Origin of the sequence: Brucella intermedia LMG 3301, from assembly GCF_000182645.1 — a bacterium.
GTDB classification, from domain to species: Bacteria; Pseudomonadota; Alphaproteobacteria; order Rhizobiales; family Rhizobiaceae; genus Brucella; species Brucella intermedia.
Genome location: NZ_ACQA01000001.1, coordinates 99,868 through 124,208 on the forward strand (window position 1 = coordinate 99,868; position 24,341 = coordinate 124,208).

Here is a 24,341-nt window from a genome sequence, read left to right on the forward strand (position 1 = left end):
TCCATCGAAATTGATTCGATATTCGCCGATACACCTGAAGCGAATCAAAGTTTCATAGCGGGGGCAAGCTGTTTATGCTCCCGGCGGGCTTCAGCCTCCCGATGTCCCCTTGTTTTGCATGTTCGTCAGGCTCTTTTCGATAGTGGGCATAAAATTGGAGACCATCGTTTCGACGCCTTTCTCATTGGGGTGCATTCCGTCCTCGAGCAAAAGGTCCTTTTTGGTTGCTACGCCGTCGAGGAAAAACGGGTAGAGCGGCACGCCATATTTCTGTGCCAGCTTGGGATAGATCGGGTTGAACCGGGCGGCATAGTCCTTGCCCATGTTGGGCGGGGCCATCATGCCGGCAAGAATGACCGAAATGCCGCGCTGCTTGAGGCGCGCCAGCATTTCATCAAGGTTCTTTTCGGTAATGTCGGGCTCGATGCCGCGCAGCGCGTCATTGGCGCCCAGTTCGAGGATGACGAGATCGGTGCCATCGGGCACCGACCAGTCGATGCGCGAAAGCCCGCCGGTGGTGGTATCGCCCGACACGCCCGCATTCTCGATCGAAACCTCGACGCCCTTGTCATTAAGCGCCTTTTCAAGCTGCTGCGGAAAGGCGGCATTGGACGGCAGCAGATAGCCGGCCATCAGGCTGTCGCCGAAGCCGACGATTCTGATCTGCGACAGCTGCTCGGTCGGCAGTGCGTCTTCAAGGCCGGTCGGTTCTTCCTGCGCCTGCGCCGTCGCGATGGGGCCTGCCGCCATGAAAGACGCCATTACCGCAAAAATAGGGAGCCATGCCGGAATTGATAGTTTGAAACGCATCGTCGAAAACCCATATTTGAGGGGCTGTGGGCAAATGGCCCGCCGGACTTCTCTTCAATAACTGGCGCAACATAAGTTCAAATTTGTGACGCGCTGTTTGGTTCCAAAGACTCATATAGGATAAAAACCGCGTGACGGAACAGGTTGTTGGCCCGATTATCGAACTTGAGAACGTTCACCTGACCCTTGGTCACGCCGCCTCGCTGGTGCATGTGCTGAAGGGCGTCTCCCTTCATATATCGCAAGGACAGTCGGTCGGAATCGTCGGTCCGTCCGGTTCCGGCAAGTCCACGCTGCTGATGGTTCTGGCCGGTCTGGAGCATGTCGATAACGGAACTGTGAAGATCGCGGGCGAGACGATCAGCCGGATGAGCGAAGATCAGGCGGCCGCTTTCCGTGGCGCCAATATCGGCATCGTGTTCCAGTCCTTCCACCTCATTCCCAACATGACCGCGCTCGAAAATGTCGCCGTGCCGCTGGAGCTCGCCGGTCGCCGCGATGCGTTCGAGGTGGCGGAGCGCGAATTGCGCGCCGTGGGCCTCGGCGAGCGCCTTACCCATTATCCGTCCGAGCTTTCCGGCGGCGAACAGCAGCGCGTCGCGATCGCGCGCGCCCTTGCGCCAAGCCCGAAGATCCTGATCGCGGATGAGCCCACCGGCAATCTCGACACCACGACAGGGCGTCAGATTGCCGACCTCCTGTTCGCCAAGCAGCGCGAGAACGGCCTGACCATGGTGCTGGTCACGCATGACCCGGCGCTTGCCGCGCGCTGCGACATCGAAATTCCGGTGCGCTCGGGCCGGATCGAGGAACCCGCGCAAGGCGGCACTGTTCCCGAAACGCTGGCGGCTGGCGCATGAGTGCGGCACAGTCATTCCTGCTCGCCCTCCGCTTCGCGCTGCGCGAAATGCGCGGCGGGCTTGCCGGTTTCTATATTTTCCTCGCCTGTATCGCGCTTGGCGTTGCCGCCATCGGCGGGGTCAATTCGGTGGCGCGTTCGGTCAGCACCGGCATTGCCGCGCAAGGCCAGAGCATTCTCGGCGGCGATGTCAGCTTCGCGCTCAATCAGCGCGAAACGACGGCGGAAGAACGCGCCTTCATCGAAAGGCAGGGCAGGCTTGCCGAAAGCGCCACCATGCGCTCCATGGCGCGCATGGTGGATGGCTCCGACCAGTCGCTGGTCGAAGTAAAGGCGGTCGACGCCGCCTATCCGCTTTACGGCGAACTGAAGGTCGAGCCGCAGCAATCTTTGGCCGATATGACCGGCGAGAAGGACGGCACCTATGGTGCTGCCGTCAGCCAGGACTTTCTCAATCGCATGGACCTGTCGCTGGGCGCGAAAGTGCTGCTCGGTTCGCAGACCTTCGAACTGCGCGGCCTGATCGAGAGCGAACCGGACCTGCTTTCTTCCGGCTTCAATTTCGCGCCGCGCTTTCTGGTCTCGCTGGAGGGCTTGCGCGCTTCCGGCCTCATCCAGCCGGGCAGCCTCGTGGATCATATCTACAAGGTGGCGTTGCCGGATGGCGCGCCCGACGCCGCCATCGCCGAAGTCAGGCGGCAGGCTGCCGCCGATTTTCCCGATGCAGGCTGGAACATCCGCTCCCGCGCCAATGCCGCTCCGGCGCTCAGCGCCAATATCGAGCGCTTCTCGCAATTCCTGACGCTGGTGGGGCTGACGGCCCTGATCGTCGGCGGTGTGGGGGTCGCCAATGCGGTGCGCGCCTATCTCGACGGCAAGCGCGGCGTGATCGCCACCTTCAAGTCGCTGGGCGCGCCTGCGCGCTTCGCCGTGCTGGTCTATCTCGTGCAGATCATGGTGATCGGCCTGATCGGCATCGCCATCGGCCTGGTGCTGGCGGCGATCATCCCCTATGCGGCGGCGCTGGCGCTTGCCAATTACCTGCCGGTCGCCGGTGGCGGCGGTTTCTTCCCCGGCGCGCTGGCGCTTGCCGCCATCTTCGGCCTCATCACCACGCTTGCCTTCGCGATCATTCCGCTTGGCCGCGCGCGCGATATTCCGGCGACGGCGCTTTTCCGCGAACAGGGGTTTGAGCAGCGCGGCTGGCCGCCGCTTCTTTATCTCGCCCTTGCGGTTCTGCTGATTGCAGCGCTTGCGGGGCTCGCGCTCTACGTCGCCTATGACCGGCGCATCGCGGCGATCTTCATCGTCTCGGCCATTGCTGCCTTCGGCGTTCTCCGGCTTGTCGCGGACGGCATTCGCTGGCTTGCCCGCCGGGTCCCGCGCGTGCGCTCGACGGCGCTGCGGCTCGCAGTGGGCAACATCCATCGTCCGGGCGCACTCACGCCCTCCGTGGTGCTTTCGCTGGGCCTTGGCCTGACGCTGATGGTGGCAATCGCGCTGATCGACGGCAATCTGCGCCGCCAGGTGACGGAAAACATTCCCGCGCAGGCGCCCGATTTCTTTTTCGTCGATATCCAGAACCGCGACATCGGCGATTTCACCAAACTGGTGAGCGGCATCGTGCCGGATGGCAAGCTCACTTCCGGGCCGATGCTGCGCGGCCGCATCGTCGCCTTCAACGGCACCAATGTGCGCGACATGACCATCCCGCCGGAAGCGGCCTGGGTGCTGCGCGGCGACCGCGGCATAACCTTTTCCGATAGCGTTCCCGAAAACTCGACGCTGACGGAAGGCGAATGGTGGGCCACTGGCTATGGCGGCGAGCCGCTGGTGTCCTTCGCGGAGCGTGAGGGCAAGGAACTCGGCCTGAAGCTCGGCGACACGGTGACGGTCAATGTGCTTGGCCGCAACATAACTGCAAGGATCGCAAGCTTCCGTCAGGTTCAGTGGGAAACGCTGGCGATGAACTTCGTCATGGTGTTTTCGCCCAACACCTTTGCTGGCGCGCCGGCGACATGGCTGGCGACGCTCACCATTCCCGACAGCCAGAAGAATCTTGCGCCTGACGTGCTGCGTCAGGTCACAAGGACATGGCCCGCCATCACGACGGTGAGCGTGACCGATGCGCTCGATGTCGCCAATGATCTGATCGGCCAGCTTGCAACCGCCATCCGCGCTGCCGCTTCCATCGCGCTTGCCGCGTCCGTTCTGGTGCTGGGCGGGGCGCTTGCCGCCGGTAACCGTGCCCGTGTCCACGATGCGGTGGTGCTGAAGACGCTCGGCGCGACGCGGGGAACGCTGATCACGGCCTATGTGCTTGAATATATGCTGCTTGGGCTGGCGACGGCGCTCTTCGCACTGGTCGCTGGCAGCGTGGCGGGATGGTATGTCGTGGTGGAAATCATGAAGCTCAAGGCGAGTTTCCTGCCCGATGTCGCGCTGATGACCGTGGCCATCGCGCTGGTGCTGACCGTCGGTTTCGGCCTCGCAGGCACGTGGCGCGTCCTCGGGCAGAAGCCCGCACAGGTGCTGAGGACGATATGAAGCTTTTGTAATCCTGAAGCTTCCAATGAGGTAACCCCTTGGATCGCATGGATAATGCGGTCGGCGTTTCAAGTCGCCCCATCACGTTTTTTTACAGGTGGTACTTGTACGCGAAGGCCGAAATCCCCATAATGTCAGGCAGGCATGCTGGGGTCCCGCCAGCGGCGCCTGGCGGCGGCTCGGCCTTCATGAGCGCCCCGACACCGGACGGGACATGGCAAGAGGATTTAAGTCATGGCTGACTTTCGCAATATTCAGGCGCAGCAGAGGCCGGTAGGCGGCGTTCGCACCGATGCAGGCATCGACCAGGGCCTGCGCAGCTACATGCTCGGCGTCTATAACATGATGGCTATCGGCCTGGCCGTTACCGGCCTTGCCGCATTTGCCGTTGCAGCGCTCGCAACGACCACGGACCCGTCCGCAGCCGTCGCCCAGCTCGCCAACGGCAAGATGCTCACCAGCCTTGGTGTGGCGCTCTACACGTCCCCGCTTCGCTGGGTGGTGATGCTTGCGCCGCTCGCGGCAGTGTTCTTCCTGAGCTTCCGCATCGAACGCATGTCGGTCGGCACGGCTAACGCCGTCTTCTGGGGCTATGCAGCTCTCGTCGGCCTGTCGCTGTCATCGATCTTCCTGGTCTTCACCGGCCAGAGCATCGTTCGCACCTTCTTCGTGACGGCTGCTTCCTTCGGCGCGCTGTCGCTCTATGGTTACACGACCAAGCGCGACCTGTCCGCCATGGGCTCGTTCCTGGTCATGGGCCTGTTCGGCCTGATCCTGGCTTCGGTCGTCAACATCTTCCTCGGCTCCACCGCGCTGCAGTTCGCGATCTCGGTGATCGGCGTCCTGATCTTCGCAGGCCTCACCGCCTACGACACGCAGTCGATCAAGGAAATGTACTACGAAGGCGATTCTTCGGATGCGCATGGCCGCAAGGTCGTGATGGGCGCGCTGCGCCTCTATCTCGACTTCATCAACATGTTCACCTTCCTGCTGCAGTTCATGGGCAACCGTGAATAATCAGCCGAAGAGTGCTTGAACAAAAGGGCAGCGGAAACGCTGCCCTTTTTGCTTTTTTCCGGGCGGTTTCTGATGCATGTTAGGGACCCGTCTCCCACGCTGCTGCGGTTTCAACATGCCTGTCATTCGTGATTTCCAGCCTGCCGATATCGAAACAATCACCGCGATCTATTCGGAAGCCGTCCTGACCGGCGCCGGTTCCTACGAGATCGAACCGCCGACCGCCGATGAAATGGCAAGGCGTTTCGCAGCATTGGTGGCGCAGGGCTTTCCGATCCTCGTGGCCGAGCATGATGGCCGGGTGCTGGGCTATGCCTATGCCAGCCATTTTCGCGTCAGGCCTGCCTATCGCTGGCTTGCGGAGGATTCGATCTATATCGCCCCGGATGCCAAGGGAAAGGGCATCGGCAAGCTGCTGCTGCGCGCGCTTATCGAGCGCATTTCAGCTTTGGGCTTCCGTCAGTTGCTGGCGGTGATCGGTGACGGCGAACGCAATATCGGTTCGGTCCGGCTGCATGAAAGCCTCGGCTTTGCCCATTGCGGGCGCATCGAGGGTTCGGGCTTCAAACTTGGGCGCTGGCTCGACACGGTGCTGATGCAACTGCCGCTCAATGGCGGTCGCTCAACGGAACCGGGAACCCCGCCGCTTACGCCTCCCTCATCCTGAGAGCCGGTTGGAAACGGCGTCTCGAAGCATCAGCTTTCGACGAGCTTGAGGCTCTTGTCGAAAACCCGCAGCACGCGCTCCAGTTCGTGGCCGCGCTTCATGATCAGCCCGCTTGCGGCGATGACCGAATAGGCGCCCTGCTTCTGCGCCAGCTTGGGGTTCTTCTCGATGCGGAAAAGCGGCATCTCGCTTGCACGGCGAAAGATGGAAAACACGGCGCGGTCGCTCAGATGGTCGATGGCATAGTCGCGCCACGTGCCGGAGGCGACCATGCGGCCATAGATGTTCAGGATTTTGCCGAGTTCATGCCGGTTGAAACTGACGGGAGCAGATCGCGCACGGCCGAGAGGAACGACCTTTGGCGAAGCAGACGAGGGGGAAGGGGACGACGAATCCTCATTCGCTGCGCTTGACGTATCCATTTCCTTCCTTTCAGCCTTTTGCGGAGCGCCGCCCGAAAGCCGGACAGGCTCAGGAACAAACTGCGTGCAACCGGGATCGGTGTTCAGCAAGGGTGGTGAAGCGAACCGGCCCCGGCGCATGACAACAGGGTGATGCTTTTGTGAAGCAATTTCAAGGGGCCGCGTCCGCGAGCCTGTTTTTGCTGCCGCTCATGGGCCGAAAGAAGCCCCAATAAATAGGGAATAGCGGCGGGAAGCCGTCATTCACGAAAAGAGAATGTGTGTTTGCAATGGTGATTGTTGGCCACATTTTCGCCTTGTCAGCTTCGCATTGCAGCCCGATTATGGCTTCAGCATCTACACGTTGCCTGAGACGGTTCGGTTCGGGCAAGTCCGACCCCAAGCCCCCCGCCCAAAGGACTGCTCGGACCGAACCAACCTTTTCCCGGCCTGGCTGCCAGACCGGTTTCCCCTCCAGTTCGATGACCGCTCCGCGTAGCCCGGACAGACGCTTTCCCGCTGAACTTTCTGGAAGAAAACGCCGCCAAAAGCGCGCATTGCTGCGTGCGCGAACCGGCTGCCTGGAGCATTTCCATCAAAAGTGTGAAACCTCTACGCGGGGATCAGTTCACTGGACTGATTTCTTATCCCGCTTCGATGCGTTGGATAATGCGATAAAACAAGTAAGAGCGGTTCCGGCGATACTGTTAGAACAGGAACCGCTCTAAAGGCCCACGGGCCTCGACTGCTTGAACATGGCTGCGCCATGTATGGCGCCGAGCGAATTGTCGTTGCGGGTCTCCTGCAACACCACGGCGCAACCCGAAACATCCTTGCGTTTCAGTTCTGACGCCGGAATCTCGATCTTCAACGGCTTGCCGTCCCACATGCCGATCGTATCGGTATCGCTGACCGTATTGCGATAGGTGATGGATTCCCCGGCATTTTCGCCCTCCGTGATCGGGATCGTCACCGAATCGCGGAAATAGAACAGGACCACGTGCACAGGCGCGTCGGGCTTTTTGCCTGCGCCGATATCGATGGACAGGCGCCCGTCATCGAGCTGCTTGATCGAAACCGGCACATCCAGCTTGTTTGCCGCGATCTGCGTCTTGATAGCTTCGCTGTCGCGGCCATTCACTTCGGCAGTACCGTTGATGACGGCTTGCGGTGTATAGATCATGCGCGCATTGAAGGAATTGCGATAGGCATTCTGCCGGTCGGTGTTTTCCTGATTGGCAAGCGTGTCGCGCCAGCCCATGTAATCCCAGTAATTGACGTGAAACGACAGCGCCAGAACATTGGGATCATCGGCATATCTGGCGAGGTTGCGGTCGGCCTGCGGGCAGGATTTGCAGCCCTGGCTGGTGTAAAGCTCCAGAACGGTCGTCTTCTTGTCGCTGTCCTGCGCCCGCGCCGGGCCCTGCATGGAGATGCAGCCGGTAACCGCCAGCCCCAGAACGGCACAGATGCTACGCCAGCCGGGCAAATGCTCGCCTGTAAGCCATGGACCTGTCCCGTAGAAGGGGGCGTGGAGTATCACTTCGTTTCATCCTGCAATAATTGTCGCTGACATCTATTATGTAAGAAGCCTTGCGATCAATAGGAATTCACGTTGCGGTGAGATTCGAAAGGGTTGCGAATCTCCTCTCAAAATTGGCTCACAACAGATTGTGCGGGGACGGGTTCAGTCCAAATAAAGAAGCCGCCGGATTTCTCCGGCGGCTCTGAATTTCAGGTGCGTGTGGATCAGGCAGCCAGGTCACGCAGAACGGTCTGCAGGATGCCGCCGTTCTTCATGTAGTCCAGCTCGTCCAGCGTATCGATGCGGCAGATGAGCGGAACCTTCTTCACCGTGCCGTCGGCATAGGTGATGGAGGCTTCGACCTTCTGGCGCGGGCGCACATCGGCCAGACCTTCGATGGTGACGATTTCATCACCCTTGAGGCCAAGCGTCTGCCAGCTGGTGCCTTCCTCGAAGACGAAAGGCACAATGCCCATGCCGACGAGGTTGGAGCGGTGGATACGCTCGAAGGACTGCGCGATCACGGCCTTGACGCCGAGCAGGTTGGTGCCCTTGGCAGCCCAGTCACGCGAGGAGCCGTTGCCGTATTCGACGCCTGCGAAGACGACGAGCGGAACGCCCTCAGCCTTGTACTGCATGGCAGCATCATAGATCGAGGTTTCTTCCTTCGACGGATAATGGATGGTGTAGCCGCCTTCGCGTCCGTTTTCGCCCAGCATGTGGTTGCGGATACGGATGTTTGCGAAGGTGCCGCGCATCATCACTTCATGGTTGCCGCGACGCGTACCGTACTGGTTGAAGTCGGCAACGCCGACGCCATGGTCCAGCAGATACTTGCCGGCAGGCGACTGCGCCTTGATGGAACCGGCAGGCGAAATGTGGTCGGTCGTGATCTTGTCGCCGAAGAGGCCCAGAATGCGGGCGCCCTTGACGTCGCCGATCGTGCCGGCCGACTTGCCCATGCCGACGAAGTAAGGCGGGTTCTGCACATAGGTCGAGTTGTCGTCCCATGCATAGGTCTGGCCCGCAGGGACCTGAACGGCCTGCCAGTTTTCGTCGCCCTTGAACACGTCCGCGTACTTTTCCGAGAAAATCTTGCGGGTTACGTTCTTGGCGATGAATTCCTGGATTTCCTGCGAGGAAGGCCAGATGTCGCGGAGATATACCGGGTTGCCGTTCTGGTCTTCACCGAGCGGCTCCTTGGTCAGGTCCTTGGTGACCGTACCGGCGAGAGCGTGGGCGACGACGAGCGGCGGCGAAGCCAGATAGTTCGCCTGCACGTCCGGCGAGACGCGGCCCTCGAAGTTACGGTTGCCGGACAGGACGGCAGCCGCGATCAGGCCCTTTTCGTTGATCGTCTTGGAGATCGGAGCAGGCAGCGGACCGGAATTGCCGATGCAGGTCGTGCAGCCGAAGCCGACGAGGTTGAAGCCGAGCGCATCGAGATCCTTCTGGAGACCAGCGGATTCGAGATAGGCGGCGACAACCTGCGAACCGGGCGCAAGCGAGGTCTTGACCCATGGCTTGGTCTTCAGGCCCTTGGCGACCGCATTGCGGGCCAGAAGGCCGGCGGCGATCAGCACGCTCGGGTTCGAGGTGTTGGTGCAGGACGTGATGGCGGCAATCACGACATCGCCATGGCCGAGGTCGTAGTCTTCGCCTTCAACGGCATAGCGCGTGGTCTGGCCAGTGGTCTTCTTGTACTCGTTTTCGAGCGAGGTCGCGAAACCGGAACCGATGTTTTCCAGCGGGATGCGGCCTTCCGGACGCTTCGGGCCGGCCATCGACGGAACGACGTCGCCCATGTCGAGTTCGAGAATGTCGGTGAAGACCGGATCGGCTGCACCCTTTTCACGCCACATGCCCTGCGCGCGGCAGTAGGCTTCGACCAGTTCGATGCGATGCTCGTCGCGGCCGGTCGTGTTCATGTAGTTCAGCGTTTCGCGGTCAACCGGGAAGAAGCCGCAGGTCGCGCCATATTCCGGACCCATATTGGCGATTGTTGCGCGGTCGGCCAGCGTCATGTTTTCGAGGCCTTCGCCGAAGAATTCGACGAACTTGCCGACGACGCCCTTCTTGCGCAGCATCTGCGTGACGGTGAGCACGAGGTCGGTCGCGGTCACGCCTTCCTTGATCTTGCCGGTCAGGCGGAAGCCGACGACTTCCGGCAGGAGCATGGAAACCGGCTGTCCGAGCATGGCCGCCTCAGCTTCGATGCCGCCAACACCCCAGCCCAGAACGCCAAGGCCGTTGACCATGGTGGTGTGGCTGTCGGTGCCGACGCAGGTGTCGGGGTAAGCGACGGTCTCGCCGTCTTCTTCCTTGGTCCAGACGGCCTGGGCCAGATATTCGAGGTTTACCTGATGGCAGATGCCGGTGCCCGGAGGAACGACGCGGAAGTTCTGGAATGCCTGCTGGCCCCACTTGAGGAAGCGGTAGCGTTCGCCATTGCGCTGGTATTCGAGGTCCACATTGGCCTTGAACGCGCTTGGATTGCCGAATTCGTCAACGATGACCGAGTGGTCGATGACGAGATCGACGGGAACGAGCGGATTGATCTTTTCCGGATCGCCGCCGAGCGCCTTGATGCCGTCGCGCATCGCTGCAAGGTCGACGACGGCAGGAACGCCGGTGAAGTCCTGCATGAGAACGCGCGCAGGACGATAGGCGATTTCCGCGCCCGCGGAACCGCGGTCGTTCAGCCACTTGGCAACAGCTTCGATGTCCGACTTCTTGACGGAGCGGTCGTCCTCGAAGCGGAGCAGGTTCTCAAGCAGAACCTTCATGGAGAATGGAAGCTTGGAAACACCTTCGAGGCCGTTCTTTTCGGCTTCGGTCAGGCTGTAATAAACATAATCCTTACCGCCGACGGTAAGGGTTTTGCGGCATTTAAAGCTGTCGATGTGCGACACTGCGTTCGTCCTTATGCTGCTGGCCGGAAAACCAGGACGAACGCCTAGGCTAGCGTTTCAAGGACGCGCCAAGGTGCGGGTGCAGTCATTTCCGCTGTCCGTCCCGAAGCCTGCATCCTCACGGGCAACAGGTTGAGATCGGCCAAAAATGGTTTCCACGCCGACCGCTGGCGTGGTAGCCCTCATATAGAGAGTTTTCTAAAACGATTCCAGACAGAATATCGTGAATTCGGCCCCTTGCGGCGAAATGTTGCGATGCCTTTCCATGGATCTTCCGGGGTTCCGGTTCTAATGGTCTGGCAATTATCCATCGGGGCTTAGAGGGTATAAAATGCGGCTGGAAGCCGACAATCTGGCGGGCGAAAGGGGCGGCGAAACGATTTTCGCTGGCCTGTCTTTTGCGCTCGGTGACGGCGAGGCGCTGGTGGTGACCGGCCCGAACGGCTCCGGCAAGTCCACGCTTTTGCGAATCATCTGCGGCCTGCTCGCGCCGCAAGCGGGCAAGGTTGAGCTTCGCGAGGATGGCACAGTTTTGCCGGTGCGCGCCGCCTGCCACTATCTTGGCCACCAGAATGCGATGAAACCGGCGCTCAGCGTGCGCGAGAACCTGTCCTTCTGGCAGAAGTTCAACGGCTCCCCGCAATCTGAGATCGATGAGGCGCTGGAGGCGGTCGACCTGCCCGGCGTCGAGCATCTGCCGTTCGGCTATCTGTCGACGGGGCAGAAGCGCCGTGTTTCCATCGCCAAGCTGCTTGTCAGCCACCGTCCGCTCTGGATCGTCGACGAGCCGACCGCCGGTCTCGACAAGGCGTCGGAAGCCCGCTTTGCGGAAATCATGCGCGGGCATATGCGGGAGGGCGGCATGATCGTCGCCGCAACGCATATTCCCCTTGGTCTCGAAGGTGTCCGCACGCTCGACATGGCCGCCTGTTCGCTCGAGGCTGCCTGATGCTGGCGCTTTTCCTGAGAGACCTGCGCCTCAGTTTCCGCGCCGGTGGCGGCGCGCTGATTGGCATATTGTTCTTCCTCGCGGTCATCGCCGTCATGCCTTTCGGCGTCGGGCCCGACCTCAACCTTCTGGCGCGCATCGGCCCGGCCATGCTGTGGATCGGCGCGCTGCTGGCAACGCTTCTGGGCCTCGACCGGCTGTTTCAGGCCGACCGGGAGGACGGTTCGCTCGACCTGCTGCTGATTGGCGCGGACAGCCACATGCTACCCTTCACGGTTTTCGTGAAATGCGTGGCGCATTGGGTGGCAAGCGTACTGCCGCTGGTGATCGCATCGCCGATGCTGGGCCTGTTCATGAACATGGATGCATCGGCAATCGGCGCGACATCGCTGACGCTTCTGGTGGGCACTCCCGCCATCGCCTTCATCGGTGCGGTTGGCGCGGCCCTCGCCGTGGCGCTGCCGCGCGGCGGGCTGCTGGTGTCGGTGATCGTTCTGCCGCTCACCATTCCGGTGCTCATTTTCGGTGTATCAGCTTCGCACGGGGCGACGGTAGACAATGCGCCCTTTCTGGCGCCATTCCTCATTCTTGCTGCACTTACCCTGTTCTTTGCCGTCCTAGGGCCTCTGGCCGCGAGCGCGGCCCTGAAAAGTTCGGCGGATTGAACATGATCCCGAAAAGTGGGCGCCCGTTTTCGGAAACGATCATGTTCGACCGATTGACGCAGTTGATTTCGGTCAATTGAACGGCATGGGGGCGGAAGGTAAACATAGGCCATGGAAAAAGACATGACCAAAGACGCCGTTAAAACCACGAGCTGGCTCGATCTGGCCAATCCCACGCGGTTCCTTGCCTTTGCAGGCAAGGTATTGCCATGGCTGGCCGGGCTGTCGGCGCTGCTTCTGGCGGCTGGCCTCTACATGGTCTTCTTCCTGTCGCCTGAGGATTACCAGCAGGGCATGACGGTCCGCATCATGTATATCCATGTGCCTTTCGCATGGCTTTCCATGATGTGCTACTCGATCATGGCGGTCTCGGCGCTGGGCACGCTGGTCTGGCGGCATCCGCTGGCCGATGTATCGATCCGCGCCGCCGCGCCGCTCGGCGCCGTCTTCACCGCGCTTGCGCTTGCCACCGGCTCGCTCTGGGGCAAGCCGATGTGGGGCACATGGTGGGTGTGGGATGCGCGGCTGACTTCGGTCTTCGTGCTGTTCCTGATGTATCTTGGCATCATCGCGCTGTCGCGCGCCATGGACGATCCGGCGAAGAGCGCCAAGCCGGTGGCCGTGCTCACGCTGGTCGGCTTCATCAACATCCCGATCATCAAATTCTCGGTCGACTGGTGGAACACGCTGCACCAGCCAGCCTCGGTGTTCCGCATGGACGGCCCGACCATCGACGCATCCATGTTGCGCCCGCTTTTCGTGATGGCGATCGGCTTTTCGCTTCTGTTTTTCACGCTGCACATGATGGCCATGCGCAATGAAATCTGGCGCCGCCGTGTCGCGTCGATGAAGAAGCTTGCCGCACGCAATGCCGACCGAGGGGCCGACCGAGGGGCCAACCGGGGAACCGACCGCAACCGCAAGGCACAGGAGGACGCGGTATGAATCACCTCGGCTTTGTTCTCGCCTCATATGGCATCACGGTCGCGGCACTTGTCGTCACCATCGGCTGGATATTGATCGACCAGCGTATCCAGAAAAACGAGTTGAAGCGGCTGGAAGTGCAGGGCGTGCGCCGCCGTTCCGCGAAAGTCCCCGGTAAGGCACAATGACCGAAACGACCGAAAAGCCCGCCGCGCCGAAAAAGCGCTCCACCTGGGTTGCCCTGCTGCCGCTGGCGATTTTCGTCGCTCTGGCGGCGGTGTTCGCGGTCCAGCTTCTGTCGGGCAAGGACAATACGACGATACCTTCGGCGCTCATCGGCAAACAGGCCCCGCAGACGAACCTGCCGCCCGTCGAAGGTCTGGTGCGCGATGGCGCGCCTGTTCCGGGCCTCGACAGCGAAGATTTCAAAACGGGTCCGGGCGGCAAGCTGACGCTGGTGAATGTCTGGGGATCGTGGTGCGTTCCCTGCCGTCAGGAACACCCCTTGTTGATGGAAATCGCCAAGGACGAGCGCATCCGCGTGGTTGGCCTCAATTACAAGGACCAGCCGGAAAATGCGCGCCGTTTCCTCGGCGATCTCGGCAATCCGTTTGCCGCCGTCGGCGCCGACCGCGCCGGACGCTCAGCCATCGAATGGGGCGTCTACGGCGTGCCGGAAACCTTCCTCGTCGATGAGACAGGTAAGATCGTCTACAAGCATGTCGGGCCGTTTACGCCGGAGTCGGTGAAGAACGATCTGATGCCCGCTGTGGAGAAGACGCTTCGGAAATAAAGCCGCCTCTAAAATGTGATGACTTTTGGGCGGAATACGGATGTTGATACGCCGCTATTTTCCCTCATCCTGAGGAGCTATTGAAAACAGCGCATCACCCTGAGCTTGTCGAAGGATCGAAGGGTTGAGGGAAAATGCACAGCGCGTCACCCTCGTCCTTCGAGACGGTTCCCTTCGCAGGCTCAGGGCCCTCCTCAGGATGAGGGTAGACGCAACAGGTTCACGACGACGCAAAAATGAAAAAGCCCCGCATGTGCGGGGCTTTTGCTTTTCTTCATTATCAATCAATCCGGCAGTTTCCTCACCGCGCCCTTGGCGGCACTGGTTGCCATGGCGGCGTAAGCCTTCAGCGCGGTCGAGACCTTGCGCTTGCGTTCCTCTGCTGGCTTCCAGCCTGCTGCATCCTGCTCGGCGCGGCGCTGGCTAAGCGTCGCATCGTCCACAGCCAGATGAATCTTGCGGTTTGGAATGTCGATATCGATGATATCGCCTTCGCGCACCAGGCCGATCGTGCCGCCTTCGGCTGCTTCCGGCGAGACGTGACCGATCGAGAGACCCGAAGAGCCGCCCGAGAAGCGTCCGTCGGTGATCAGCGCGCATGCCTTGCCGAGGCCCTTCGACTTCAGATAGCTGGTCGGGTAGAGCATTTCCTGCATGCCGGGGCCGCCGCGCGGGCCTTCATACCGGATCAGCACAATGTCGCCCGGCTTGATCTTGCCGTTCAGAATGCCGAGCACTGCGGAATCCTGGCTTTCAAAGATGCGGGCAGGGCCGGAGAATTTCAGGATGGAATCATCCACGCCCGCAGTCTTCACGATGCAGCCGTCTTCGGCCAGATTGCCGTAAAGCACGGCCAGACCGCCATCCTGACTGAAAGCATGTTCCTTGGAGCGGATGACGCCCTTTTCGCGGTCTGTATCGACGCTGTCGAAACGGCGCTCCTGAGAGAAGGCAACCTGCGTCGGCACGCCGCCGGGTGCAGCCGAATAGAACTTGTGCACCATTTCGCTGTTGGTGCGGGTCACGTCCCAATGATCGAGCGCCTTGCCGACCGTTTCGCTGTGCACGGTCGGCAGATCGGTATTGATCAGGCCTGCCTTGTCCAGTTGGCCGAGAATGCCCATGATGCCGCCTGCGCGGTGCACATCTTCCATGTGAACCGTGTTGTTGGCTGGCGCGACCTTGCAGAGCACCGGCACGCGGCGCGACAGGCGGTCGATATCGGCCATGGTGAAATCGATTTCGGCTTCCTGCGCGGCGGCAAGCAGATGCAGGACCGTATTGGTCGAGCCGCCCATGGCGATGTCGAGCGTCATGGCGTTTTCAAAGGCCGGGAAGCTCGCAATCGAGCGTGGCAGCACGCTTTCGTCGTCCTGTTCGTAATAACGGCGGGCGAGGTCGACAATGAGATGACCGGCTTCCACGAAGAGGCGCTTGCGGTCGGCATGCGTTGCGAGCGTCGAGCCGTTGCCCGGCAGCGACAGGCCGAGCGCTTCGGTGAGGCAGTTCATCGAGTTCGCGGTGAACATGCCCGAGCACGAACCGCAGGTCGGGCAGGCGGAACGTTCAATCGTCTTGACCTGCTCGTCGGTGTAATGATCGTCGGCAGCGGCAACCATCGCATCCACGAGGTCGAGCTTCTTGACCTGATCGTCCCAGACGACCTTGCCTGCTTCCATCGGTCCGCCGGAAACGAACACAACCGGGATATTGAGGCGAAGGGCTGCCATCAGCATGCCGGGGGTGATCTTGTCGCAGTTGGAAATGCAGACCATCGCATCGGCGCAGTGCGCATTGACCATATATTCGACGGAGTCGGCGATGAGTTCGCGCGAGGGCAGCGAATAGAGCATGCCGTCATGGCCCATGGCGATGCCGTCATCCACCGCGATGGTGTTGAATTCCTTGGCGACGCCGCCAGCGCTTTCGATTTCACGCGCGACGAGCTGGCCGAGATCCTTCAGGTGCACGTGGCCGGGCACGAACTGGGTGAACGAGTTCACCACGGCAATAATCGGCTTGCCGAAATCCTCATCCTTCATGCCGGTGGCGCGCCATAGGCCGCGCGCGCCGGCCATGTTGCGACCGTGGGTGGTTGTACGCGAACGATAAGGAGGCATTTTCAAACCTTTTAGGAACTATTCCAATGTGTAACGTCGATATGACAGAACCGCTCCCGCCGAGCAAAGCGCAAATTGCCCCATATCGCCCATTTTGCCCCGGTGTACGGGGAGCAGCGGGACCGTTTGCGGGCTTGCGGACAACGGAAAGGGTTCCAGCGTGCGACAGCTTTCGCAGGCACAGACAAGCCAATCTAGCACGTTATTGTTATAAGGCAAAAGATTTTGCGCGCAAAACGTAAGGAAGTTGCTTTAAGGCATTTCCAGCGAAAGTGCGAAGCGGTTGCGCAGGATAAAGCCTGCAGTCAGGAAGTAGAGCATTTCCAATGGTTCAATTCAAACTGGAAATGCGCTGGCGCGTCAGCGCAAGGCTTCGGCCATGGCCTTGTCCAGCAGGGCATTCGCGGTTTTCATGCGCTGTTCGGCGGCAGGGCGAAATTCTTCCGGCAGGCGGTCGGGGTGGTTCCTCGCGGCAAAGCTGCGGCGGCGGCGCTGCAGTTCGGCGTGCTTCAGGCCCGGTTGAAGGTCAAGCTCGCGGCGAATGGCGTCCGCCGACTGGCTTTGCATGCGCGCGGCAATCTCCTGCCGTTCGTGCTCCGGATCGGGCGCCGCTTCCGGCGGGCTTCCAATGTCGAACAGGCTTTCCAGATCGTCCGGCTGGCGAGGGGAGGCCGGCAGGTCGGACAGGCTGGCGGAAAAAACGGCGGAGGCAAATCCGAATTGCGGGCCGCGAATGTCCTCCGCAGGGCCTTGATCAGCCTCTACTTCCTTCAGCACGGTTGCGAAATCGGGAAATGTCGGCTGCATCCTGCCTCGTCAGGCCATGTGAGAGGCAAGAGCGGAGGCGAGCGTGCGTGTCAGCACGGATGGCGGGATGGGCTTCTGGAAAACCGGCACTTCCGGATAGCGGTCCGCCAGGCGCGCGGGCAGCCCGCCGCCGGTATGGATGACCACGAAGACATCGCGGCTTTTCAGCCGGTCGAGCACGGCTTCCACATCGCCATCGGCGAGATTCACGTCCAGAATGGCAGCGTCGATTTCATTGCGGTTGATGATATCTATCGCCTGCCGCACGGTGCCGACCGGGCCGAGAACGGTTCCGTTCGCGTCCTCGACAGTCGCGGCAACGTCAAGGGCGACGAAAACCTCGTCTTCCACCACCAGCACCCGCCGATGTCCAAGATCGTTCATCACTTGTCTCGCTGCCTCCCTTTTCGAGGTAAGCCCATCACGCAACAAATGCGCGAGCGCAAGCAGAGGTTCCTTTCGCCGGCATGATAATTCGTTAATGGTGAATCAAACCTTTACCGGTTTCCCCGGCTGCCTCTGCCGCCCGCTGGCAGCTTTCAGGAGCGTCAGAAGGCGGTGAAGGTCAGTGTCGTCAGCGAGCGCACGATATTGGGAATGTCGAGAACATTGCTGGCGATGAACTTGCCGATATCCTGATCCTCGGCAATGTAGATCTTGGCCAGAAGGTCGAATTCGCCGCTGGTGGAATAAAGCTCGGAGACGATTTCGCGCTGAAAGAGCGTATCGGCAACTTCGTAGGTCTTGCCGGGGGTGCACTGCAGTTGCAGGAAAACGGGCTTCATGTCTCTACCTTTCGCGACGGGACTGCGTGAAGCGCATGATAGCGCATATGGCAGCACTGTTTGCAGGTTACAAACACGGACGGCCCGATGAAATCAAGAGCGAAAGCACGGCGGGGCAAGACGTCCGGGCTGGCGGCTCAATGCATGTCGGTTCACAAAACGTGTTAATTTACTGAATTGTAATTTTGATGAGAGGACGCAATAAGGATTCTTATTGAAACTGCAAATTGCACATCCGGTTTATATGAAGTTCGTACTCCCCGCCGTCCTTCTATTATTCTCACTCGCTTTTTTCACGGCCTGGCTGTCGGATCGCGGGCGTCGTTTTCTTGTGTCCTGCGGGGCGTGTTTCCTGTTGATCGGCCTTGCCATGCTGGTGCAGCTTGGCAATTTTCCCGCCGACGACCGGTTGAACACGGTGCTTTCGGCCGCATTCTATGTGGGCGGCACGCTGGTCGGCGGCTATGGCATTTTGCAGCGCAGCGGGCTGCGCCTGACCTCCGCCTTCTACATATTGAGCTTCGCGCTCATTGTCGGCGGCGTCTGGTATTTCTGCTATGTCGAGTCCAATCTTCTGGCACGGGTCTATGTGCTCAATCTCGGCATGGCGACGCTGATTCTTTCTTTTGCCTGGCGGGCGCGGCGCCTGTTCAAGGGGCCCCTGGTGGACAAGCTTCTGCTGGTCATGCTCGTTCTGGTGGCGCTGCAACTGGTGCCGCGCACGCTCCTGACCGCCCGTTCCCTGCTCGGCGAAGTCGACGGTGAGAATTTCGCGGCGACGGTCTTCTGGCAATGGACGGTGTTTTCCACGGCCATCGCCGCGGTTCTCACCGGCTTCGCCTTGCTGGCGGCGGCTGGGCATGACCGTATCGGCGAGCTTTCCCATGAACGTGACAGCGACCCGCTGACGGGCCTTCTCAACCGGCGCGGGCTGGAAATGCGCTACAACGCCCTTTCGCATACGAAAAGGGGCGCATCGGGCTGGGTTGCCGTCTGCGATATCGACTATTTCAAGGCTCTGAACGACGACTACGGCCATGCGGCCGGCGACGCCGTGCTGCAGGAATTTGCCGGAATCCTGCGCAAGCTCCTCGGCGAGCGGTCATTGATTGCCCGCACGGGCGGCGAGGAATTCGTTATCTGCCTTCATGATATGCAGGCCGATAACGTCCTGGAACTCATGGAGGGCGTGCGCCGGAACATCGAAACCCATCGTTTCCAGCGCCTGTCGGATGAAACCAGCGTCACATGCAGTATCGGCTGCGTCCGCCTTCAGGAGCAGGGCGACCTGTGGCAGGCGGTCGACAAGGCCGACAAGGTCCTCTATGCCGCCAAGAAGGACGGTCGCAACCGCACCTATGTGGAAGCGGCGGGGCTGAGCCGCGCACCATAACCCGCATTGGAGCATTTCCAGCAAAAGTGCGATGCGGTTTCGCGCAGGTCGGCTTTGCTGTTGGTCACCGGTAACTTTCCGGTGATAATCCAGACAGGGCAGCAAATCATGCTTATTATTGTGACCAACAATATTCGCGCGAGGAGTTCCCGAAAGTCCGATGAAATGCATGTCCCTTGTGTTGCCTGCGTCCGCCCTTGCCGGTTTCCTTTCCTTCGGCCTGGCGGTTTTCCCGTCCTTCGCCATGAATGCTTCCGAAAAGGCCCAGCTTGAAAAGCTCGACCCGGCGACCCGCCTCGAGCAGCGTTGCGACGTGGAAGCCATGGAGCGCATCACGCGGGAACAAGGCAAGTTTTCCGTCGACAAGGTTCTGGCCTATGCCTTTTCCGATCCTGTGACCAAGAAAAATTCCATCAAGGCCGATGGCGCGGCCTTCCGCAGCCGCGAGCACTGGTACAGGCTGTCCTTCGTCTGCAAGACGGATCAGGACCACATCAATATCGTGTCTTTCCGCTACGACATCGGCGATGAAGTGCCGCAGGATCAGTGGGACCGGCATTACCTCGTCCCATAGCGGGAGTTCCTATTCTTCCGCATCGTCCGAGCGGCAGGCCGAAAGCAGCGTCACCTCCTTGGCGGTGTGATCGGCTTCCAGATGGCTCAGCACGGCCTGACCGTCATTGTCGCTCCAGCGATAGCTGTCCTGCTCGTCGAGAGCGACATATTTCTTCAGGCTTTCATGCCATTGCATCGCGATCATCTTGCCCTCGGCGTCGAGGACCGCAAATCCGGGCGCGCTGCCCTTGCGGATATAGGTGACCGGCACGACGACCCCGCGCTCGCAGATGTAATCGACCCGCTCGATCGGATTCGCCTCCTCGGCCTTCAGGGAAAGAGACGACGCCAGCAGCAGTGCCGGGCCTGCGGCAATCACGAAAAGCGTGCCGATAGAGCGTTTGCCAAATGCCATGGTGAAAAATCCTCTGGTCAGCCAATCCATCCGGGAAGAATAACTCTTCGTCTGTACGGTTCAAGAGCGATCCGGCCGCCGAAGGGCCTGCAAATGAAAGCGAAAAAATATTCGCTGCCTGTCGAGATTTCGTGCAACCGAAACGGGTTTCGTCCGTTGTTAGCCTGCCGGTCGCGAGACTGGCCGAGGCCCGGATGAATACTTGCCCCCCGCAACCCCAGTCCGGGCCTCACCCTTTCGGGGCAGGGCGCATCCTGAACAGCGGCTTCTCACAACAAACAGATCGTTATTTCCAAAATTCTTGGGGTTGTTTTCAAGCAACTTGTTCACGTATATCACAAATCCGCCGATTGATGAAATATTATATTGAACGCGGTGATTTTCCATGACGATCAATATCATGCTTTCCTTTGCCGCTGTCGGTTTAATCCTTTTCTGTTTCAAATGGCGCAAGACGGGTACTGTTCTGATTGGCCTTGCGGTCATTTTTTATGGCGCGATTGCTTCAGGCCTGGCCCCGGATTACCTGATGAACCGCCTGCAATCGCCCTATACATCGCAATTGCAGAGGCCGCTTGAAGACAATACCGCCTTCATCATCTTCGGCACGGGAACGCAGGTCGTTGACGAGCGTGGCCAGAAAGCGGTCGAGCCGCTGGCCTTCTCCTATGCTCCGCTTCTGGCGGCAGCCGCCATGAACCGCCAGTGCGTCGACAAGGGGTTCAGCTGCAAGTTCATCGCCAGCGGCGCGGATGTGAGCGGCACCGGCGTTTCCGAGGCCACGGCGATCGCCGTGCAACTTGAAAAGGTCGGGATCGATCCGGCTTCCATCCTGCTGGACGAAAAGAGCCGCAACAGCTGGCAGAATTCCAAAAACACGGCTGCGATCCTGCGCGAGATCAGGCCGGCCAGGGTCGTACTGTTGCAGGCCGCGCCCATGTTGACCCGCGATCTTCTTTATCTGGCGCATTTCGGCGTGAAGCCCGAGCCGGTCGCCGCCGGTTTTCTGACGGGCTCCCATACCAACATGTCTTCAACCGCCCTTTATTTCCTGGTGACGGATGTGGCGCTTCACGAGGAAATCGGTCTCTGGCGCTACACGGTCTACAATTTCATGGGCTGGAACGAGCCGAGGCAGCCCGAGCTTGAACTGGCCACGAGCGGCACGCCGGCGCCTTCCGTCAAACCCGCATCGGCCCAATGAGTTAATGATGCTATCGCCCGCATGTTTCGACCTGCCGGTGAAAAAATTATCCTCGAAATCTCCTCAAAACTGCGCGGATTTTTCGAAGTCGTTTCAAATAACGACCGGCTTGTGGCATCCTGTCGTCAAAGAGCTCTGATACTGTCTTGACCAATGAAACATGGAGGCGGTCATGAAGATATCGAGATTTTCGCTCACTCTGGCGGCATTGGTGGCTGCGGCTTCGCTGGCCGGAACGGTTGGGTCAAGCTTCGCCGACCAGACACTTCTCAACGTGTCCTACGATCCGACGCGTGAACTCTACAAGGATTACAACGCCGCCTTTGCCGCCCACTGGAAGGCGGAAACCGGCGAAACCGTCACCATTCGCGCTTCCCATGGCGGGTCGGGCAAACAGGCGCGTTCGGTGATCGACGGCATCAAGGCCGACGTGGTGACGCTGGCGCTTGAAAGCGATATCGATGCCATTGCCCAGCTGTCGGGCAAGATCGACAAGGACTGGCGCAAGCGCCTGCCCAACAATTCCGCCCCCTATACGTCAACCATCGTCTTCCTCGTGCGCAAGGGCAATCCCAAGGGCATCAAGGACTGGGGCGATCTGGTGAAGGATGGCGTCGAGGTCATCACGCCGAACCCGAAGACCTCCGGTGGCGCGCGCTGGAACTATCTCGCCGCCTGGGCCTGGGCCCACAAGCAGTTTGGCGGCGACGAACAGAAGATCAGGGATTACATCGGCGAGCTGTTCCGCCATGTGCCCGTGCTCGACACCGGCGCGCGCGGCTCGACAACCACTTTCGTGCAGCGCCAGCTGGGCGACGTGCTGCTTGCCTGGGAAAACGAAGCCTATCTCTCGGTCGCGGAATTTGGCGAGGATGCATTCGACATCGTCGTGCCGCCGCAGTCCATTCTGGCCGAACCGCCGGTCGCGGTCGTGGACAAGAATGCCGAGGAGAACGGCACCACCAAGCTGGCGCAGGCCTATCTCGAATATCTCTATTCGCCGGAAGGCCAGGCGCTTGCCGCCAAGCATTTCTACCGTCCGTCGAAGCCCGAAATCATCCCGGCCGACAAGCAGCGCAAGTTTCCCGATTTGACGCTGGTAACGATCGATGATCCGATTTTCGGCGGGTGGGCCAAGGCGCAGCCCTATCATTTTGGCGATGGAGGAACGTTCGACCAGCTCTACAAGCCGGGAAAATAACCCGGAAACCGTGAGCAATCGGTAATATCAAATACTGAAGAGGGAACAAACCAGCGCATGACTTCGCTCCCTGCACGGGCCAGGGCAGGGTCGCACTTCAGAAAGCCGAGCGTCATTCCCGGTTTCGGGCTGACGTTCGGCTTCAGTGTTGCCTATCTGACCCTTCTCATTCTCATTCCGCTTGCGGCCTTGGTGCTGCGTTCCAGCGAAGTCGGGATTTCCGGCTTCTGGCGCCTTGTCACCGACGAGCGCACGTTGAAAGCGCTCGAAACGAGTTTCGGCACCGCTTTCATCGCGGCGCTGGTCAATGTGGTCTTCGGCGTCATCCTCGCCTGGGTTCTCGTGCGTTATCGCTTTCCCGGACGCCGCTTCGTCGATGCTATCGTCGATATTCCCTTCGCCCTTCCGACGGCCGTGGCCGGTATCGCGCTTGCCGCGATCTATGCGCCGAATGGCTGGGTCGGCAGCCTGCTGGCGCCGCTGGGCATTCGCGTCGCGTTCTCGCGGGGGGGCATCGTCATCGCGCTGATCTTCATCGGCCTGCCCTTCGTGGTGCGCACGGTGCAGCCGATCATGGAGGAAATCAGCCGTGAGGTGGAAGAAGCTGCGGCAACGCTTGGCGCTTCCCGGTTCCAGACAATCTGGCGGGTGCTGCTGCCAAGCCTGCAACCGGCCATCCTGACCGGCTTCGCGCTCGCCTTTGCGCGCGGCGTCGGCGAATATGGCTCGGTGATCTTCATTGCGGGCAATACGCCTTATGTTTCGGAAATCGCGCCGCTCCTGATCGTCATCAAGCTTGAGGAATATGATTATGCCGGAGCGACCGCGCTTGCCACGGTGATGCTGGCGCTTTCCTTTGCGATGCTGCTTTTCATCAATCTCATCCAGGCGTGGACACGGAGGAAATATGGTCATGGCGAATGAACCTGCTTCTTCCGCGCCCCGCGAAAGTCGGAGCGCCGTCACCGAAAGCCCGCTAACGCGCATTACGCTGATCGCTCTGGCGCTGGCTTTTCTGGCGCTCTTCCTCATCCTGCCGGTCATCGCGGTCTTCGTTGAAGCCTTCCGCAAGGGAGCGGGCGAATATCTGGCGGCGCTGGTCGAGCCGGATGCGTGGGCTGCGATAAGGCTGACACTCCTTGTTACAGCCATTGCCGTGCCGCTCAATCTGGTCTTCGGCATTGCGGCGGCGTGGGCGATCGCCAAGTTCGAATTCAAGGGCAAGGCGCTGCTGACGACGCTGATCGACCTGCCGTTTTCCGTGTCGCCGGTCATTTCAGGCCTTGTCTTCGTGCTGCTTTTCTCAAGCCACAGCCTGCTCGGGCCGTGGCTGTCGCGGCATGGCATCGAGATATTGTTCGCCGTTCCGGGCATTGTGCTGGCGACGGTGTTCGTCACATTTCCCTTCGTCGCGCGCGAACTGATCCCGTTGATGCAGGAACAGGGAACAGGCGACGAGGAGGCGGCGATTTCGCTCGGCGCCAATGGCTGGCAGACCTTCCGTTATGTGACGCTGCCCAATATCAAATGGGGGCTTCTCTACGGCGTGCTGCTGTGCAATGCCCGGGCTATGGGCGAGTTCGGCGCGGTTTCCGTCGTCTCTGGACATATTCGCGGTCTCACCAATACGATGCCGCTGCATGTGGAAATTCTCTACAACGAATATAACTTCGTCGGTGCGTTCGCGGTGGCGTCGCTGCTGGCTTTTCTGGCGTTGCTGACGCTTGCCATCAAGACGGCGCTCGAATTGCGCTATGGCGATGAACTGTCTGGCAGCGGAAACGGGCATTGA

Annotated in this window: 25 protein-coding genes; 16 read left to right on the forward strand and 9 right to left on the reverse strand. The window is 60.3% G+C overall.

Translation table 11 applies throughout. The features are described 5' to 3' along the window. Nucleotides 1-90: 90 nt before the first annotated feature. Complete coding sequence (locus OINT_RS00495) at nucleotides 91-810, reverse strand: arylesterase (RefSeq protein ID WP_006465813.1); 720 nt, start codon at nucleotides 808-810, stop codon at nucleotides 91-93. Between the two features lie 131 nt (nucleotides 811-941). Here OINT_RS00495 and OINT_RS00500 point away from each other — a divergent pair, with 131 nt between their 5' ends. From OINT_RS00500 to OINT_RS00515, 4 genes are all read left to right on the forward strand, one after another. Then, nucleotides 942-1,670, forward strand: coding sequence for an ABC transporter ATP-binding protein (locus OINT_RS00500; protein ID WP_006465814.1), 729 nt, complete (start codon nucleotides 942-944; stop codon nucleotides 1,668-1,670). Further along, complete coding sequence (locus OINT_RS00505) at nucleotides 1,667-4,216, forward strand: ABC transporter permease (protein ID WP_006465815.1); 2,550 nt, start codon at nucleotides 1,667-1,669, stop codon at nucleotides 4,214-4,216. The genes OINT_RS00500 and OINT_RS00505 overlap by 4 nt, the downstream gene beginning before the upstream one ends. 234 nt (nucleotides 4,217-4,450) lie before the next feature. Then, a complete protein-coding gene (locus tag OINT_RS00510) occupies nucleotides 4,451-5,233 on the forward strand; it encodes a Bax inhibitor-1/YccA family protein (protein ID WP_006465817.1) in 783 nt (260 codons plus the stop codon). A gap of 115 nt (nucleotides 5,234-5,348) precedes the next feature. Beyond that, entirely contained in the window at nucleotides 5,349-5,900 is a 552-nt protein-coding gene (locus OINT_RS00515; RefSeq protein WP_006472941.1) for a GNAT family N-acetyltransferase, read from the forward strand. Nucleotides 5,901-5,929: 29 nt separating this feature from the next. Here OINT_RS00515 and OINT_RS00520 read toward each other — a convergent pair whose 3' ends face one another. Together OINT_RS00520 and OINT_RS00525 are read right to left on the reverse strand one after the other, a co-directional pair. Further along, on the reverse strand, nucleotides 5,930-6,322 hold the full coding sequence (locus tag OINT_RS00520) for a DUF2794 domain-containing protein (protein WP_006472940.1): 393 nt from the start codon (nucleotides 6,320-6,322) through the stop codon (nucleotides 5,930-5,932). Nucleotides 6,323-7,025: 703 nt separating this feature from the next. Next, complete coding sequence (locus OINT_RS00525; protein ID WP_025089819.1) at nucleotides 7,026-7,760, reverse strand: DUF1223 domain-containing protein; 735 nt, start codon at nucleotides 7,758-7,760, stop codon at nucleotides 7,026-7,028. 177 nt (nucleotides 7,761-7,937) lie between these two features. On the opposite strand from OINT_RS00525, the gene OINT_RS24420 reads away from it, so the two are divergent. Next, complete coding sequence (locus tag OINT_RS24420; RefSeq protein WP_219732758.1) at nucleotides 7,938-8,105, forward strand: hypothetical protein; 168 nt, start codon at nucleotides 7,938-7,940, stop codon at nucleotides 8,103-8,105. Here the strand turns inward: OINT_RS24420 and acnA are convergent. Next, nucleotides 8,051-10,738 (reverse strand): aconitate hydratase AcnA, encoded by a 2,688-nt coding sequence (acnA, locus tag OINT_RS00530; RefSeq protein WP_006465822.1) that lies wholly within the window; start codon nucleotides 10,736-10,738, stop codon nucleotides 8,051-8,053. The two genes, OINT_RS24420 and acnA, sit on opposite strands and share 55 nt — an antisense overlap. Nucleotides 10,739-11,069: 331 nt before the next feature. Between acnA and ccmA the strand changes: the two genes are divergently transcribed. The 5 genes from ccmA (at nucleotide 11,070) to OINT_RS00555 (ending at nucleotide 14,069) form a co-directional block, all read left to right on the forward strand. After that, entirely contained in the window at nucleotides 11,070-11,687 is a 618-nt protein-coding gene (gene ccmA, locus OINT_RS00535; protein WP_006465823.1) for a heme ABC exporter ATP-binding protein CcmA, read from the forward strand. After that, entirely contained in the window at nucleotides 11,687-12,352 is a 666-nt protein-coding gene (gene ccmB, locus OINT_RS00540) for a heme exporter protein CcmB (protein WP_006465824.1), read from the forward strand. Before ccmA ends, ccmB begins: the two co-directional genes overlap by 1 nt. A gap of 123 nt (nucleotides 12,353-12,475) precedes the next feature. Then, nucleotides 12,476-13,297 (forward strand): heme ABC transporter permease, encoded by an 822-nt coding sequence (locus OINT_RS00545; protein ID WP_050790991.1) that lies wholly within the window; start codon nucleotides 12,476-12,478, stop codon nucleotides 13,295-13,297. After that, entirely contained in the window at nucleotides 13,294-13,464 is a 171-nt protein-coding gene (gene ccmD / locus OINT_RS00550; protein ID WP_006465826.1) for a heme exporter protein CcmD, read from the forward strand. The genes OINT_RS00545 and ccmD overlap by 4 nt, the downstream gene beginning before the upstream one ends. Beyond that, entirely contained in the window at nucleotides 13,461-14,069 is a 609-nt protein-coding gene (locus tag OINT_RS00555; RefSeq protein WP_006465827.1) for a DsbE family thiol:disulfide interchange protein, read from the forward strand. Before ccmD ends, OINT_RS00555 begins: the two co-directional genes overlap by 4 nt. A 284-nt stretch (nucleotides 14,070-14,353) precedes the next feature. Here the strand turns inward: OINT_RS00555 and ilvD are convergent, their stop codons facing one another. The 4 genes from ilvD to OINT_RS00575 all read right to left on the reverse strand — a co-directional run bounded on the left by ilvD (nucleotide 14,354) and on the right by OINT_RS00575 (nucleotide 17,781). Continuing rightward, entirely contained in the window at nucleotides 14,354-16,189 is a 1,836-nt protein-coding gene (gene ilvD, locus OINT_RS00560) for a dihydroxy-acid dehydratase (RefSeq protein WP_006472937.1), read from the reverse strand. A gap of 360 nt (nucleotides 16,190-16,549) precedes the next feature. Continuing rightward, nucleotides 16,550-16,996, reverse strand: a complete 447-nt coding sequence (locus OINT_RS00565; RefSeq protein ID WP_006465829.1) for a hypothetical protein — start codon at nucleotides 16,994-16,996, stop codon at nucleotides 16,550-16,552. A gap of 9 nt (nucleotides 16,997-17,005) precedes the next feature. Beyond that, the gene (locus OINT_RS00570; RefSeq protein ID WP_021586420.1) at nucleotides 17,006-17,380 is read right to left on the reverse strand and encodes a response regulator; all 375 of its coding nucleotides are present in this window, start codon (nucleotides 17,378-17,380) and stop codon (nucleotides 17,006-17,008) included. Between the two features lie 164 nt (nucleotides 17,381-17,544). After that, nucleotides 17,545-17,781: an Lrp/AsnC ligand binding domain-containing protein gene (locus OINT_RS00575; protein ID WP_006472935.1), complete on the reverse strand. Its 237-nt coding sequence runs from the start codon at nucleotides 17,779-17,781 to the stop codon at nucleotides 17,545-17,547. A gap of 244 nt (nucleotides 17,782-18,025) precedes the next feature. On the opposite strand from OINT_RS00575, the gene OINT_RS00580 reads away from it, so the two are divergent. Both OINT_RS00580 and OINT_RS00585 read left to right on the forward strand, forming a co-directional pair. After that, nucleotides 18,026-19,174: a GGDEF domain-containing protein gene (locus tag OINT_RS00580; RefSeq protein WP_036565840.1), complete on the forward strand. Its 1,149-nt coding sequence runs from the start codon at nucleotides 18,026-18,028 to the stop codon at nucleotides 19,172-19,174. 244 nt (nucleotides 19,175-19,418) lie between these two features. Continuing rightward, nucleotides 19,419-19,748 (forward strand): DUF930 domain-containing protein, encoded by a 330-nt coding sequence (locus tag OINT_RS00585; protein ID WP_230350314.1) that lies wholly within the window; start codon nucleotides 19,419-19,421, stop codon nucleotides 19,746-19,748. Nucleotides 19,749-19,757: 9 nt separating this feature from the next. On the opposite strand, the gene OINT_RS00590 is transcribed toward OINT_RS00585, so the two are convergent. Further along, nucleotides 19,758-20,144 (reverse strand): hypothetical protein, encoded by a 387-nt coding sequence (locus OINT_RS00590; protein WP_025089812.1) that lies wholly within the window; start codon nucleotides 20,142-20,144, stop codon nucleotides 19,758-19,760. A 385-nt stretch (nucleotides 20,145-20,529) separates the two neighbouring features. Here OINT_RS00590 and OINT_RS00595 point away from each other — a divergent pair, with 385 nt between their 5' ends. From OINT_RS00595 to cysW, 4 genes are all read left to right on the forward strand, one after another. After that, nucleotides 20,530-21,348, forward strand: coding sequence for a YdcF family protein (locus OINT_RS00595; protein WP_006465835.1), 819 nt, complete (start codon nucleotides 20,530-20,532; stop codon nucleotides 21,346-21,348). A 172-nt stretch (nucleotides 21,349-21,520) separates the two neighbouring features. After that, nucleotides 21,521-22,549: a sulfate ABC transporter substrate-binding protein gene (locus tag OINT_RS00600; protein WP_006472933.1), complete on the forward strand. Its 1,029-nt coding sequence runs from the start codon at nucleotides 21,521-21,523 to the stop codon at nucleotides 22,547-22,549. Between the two features lie 57 nt (nucleotides 22,550-22,606). Then, complete coding sequence (cysT, locus tag OINT_RS00605; protein ID WP_006465837.1) at nucleotides 22,607-23,473, forward strand: sulfate ABC transporter permease subunit CysT; 867 nt, start codon at nucleotides 22,607-22,609, stop codon at nucleotides 23,471-23,473. Beyond that, nucleotides 23,457-24,341: a sulfate ABC transporter permease subunit CysW gene (gene cysW / locus OINT_RS00610; protein WP_006465838.1), complete on the forward strand. Its 885-nt coding sequence runs from the start codon at nucleotides 23,457-23,459 to the stop codon at nucleotides 24,339-24,341. Before cysT ends, cysW begins: the two co-directional genes overlap by 17 nt.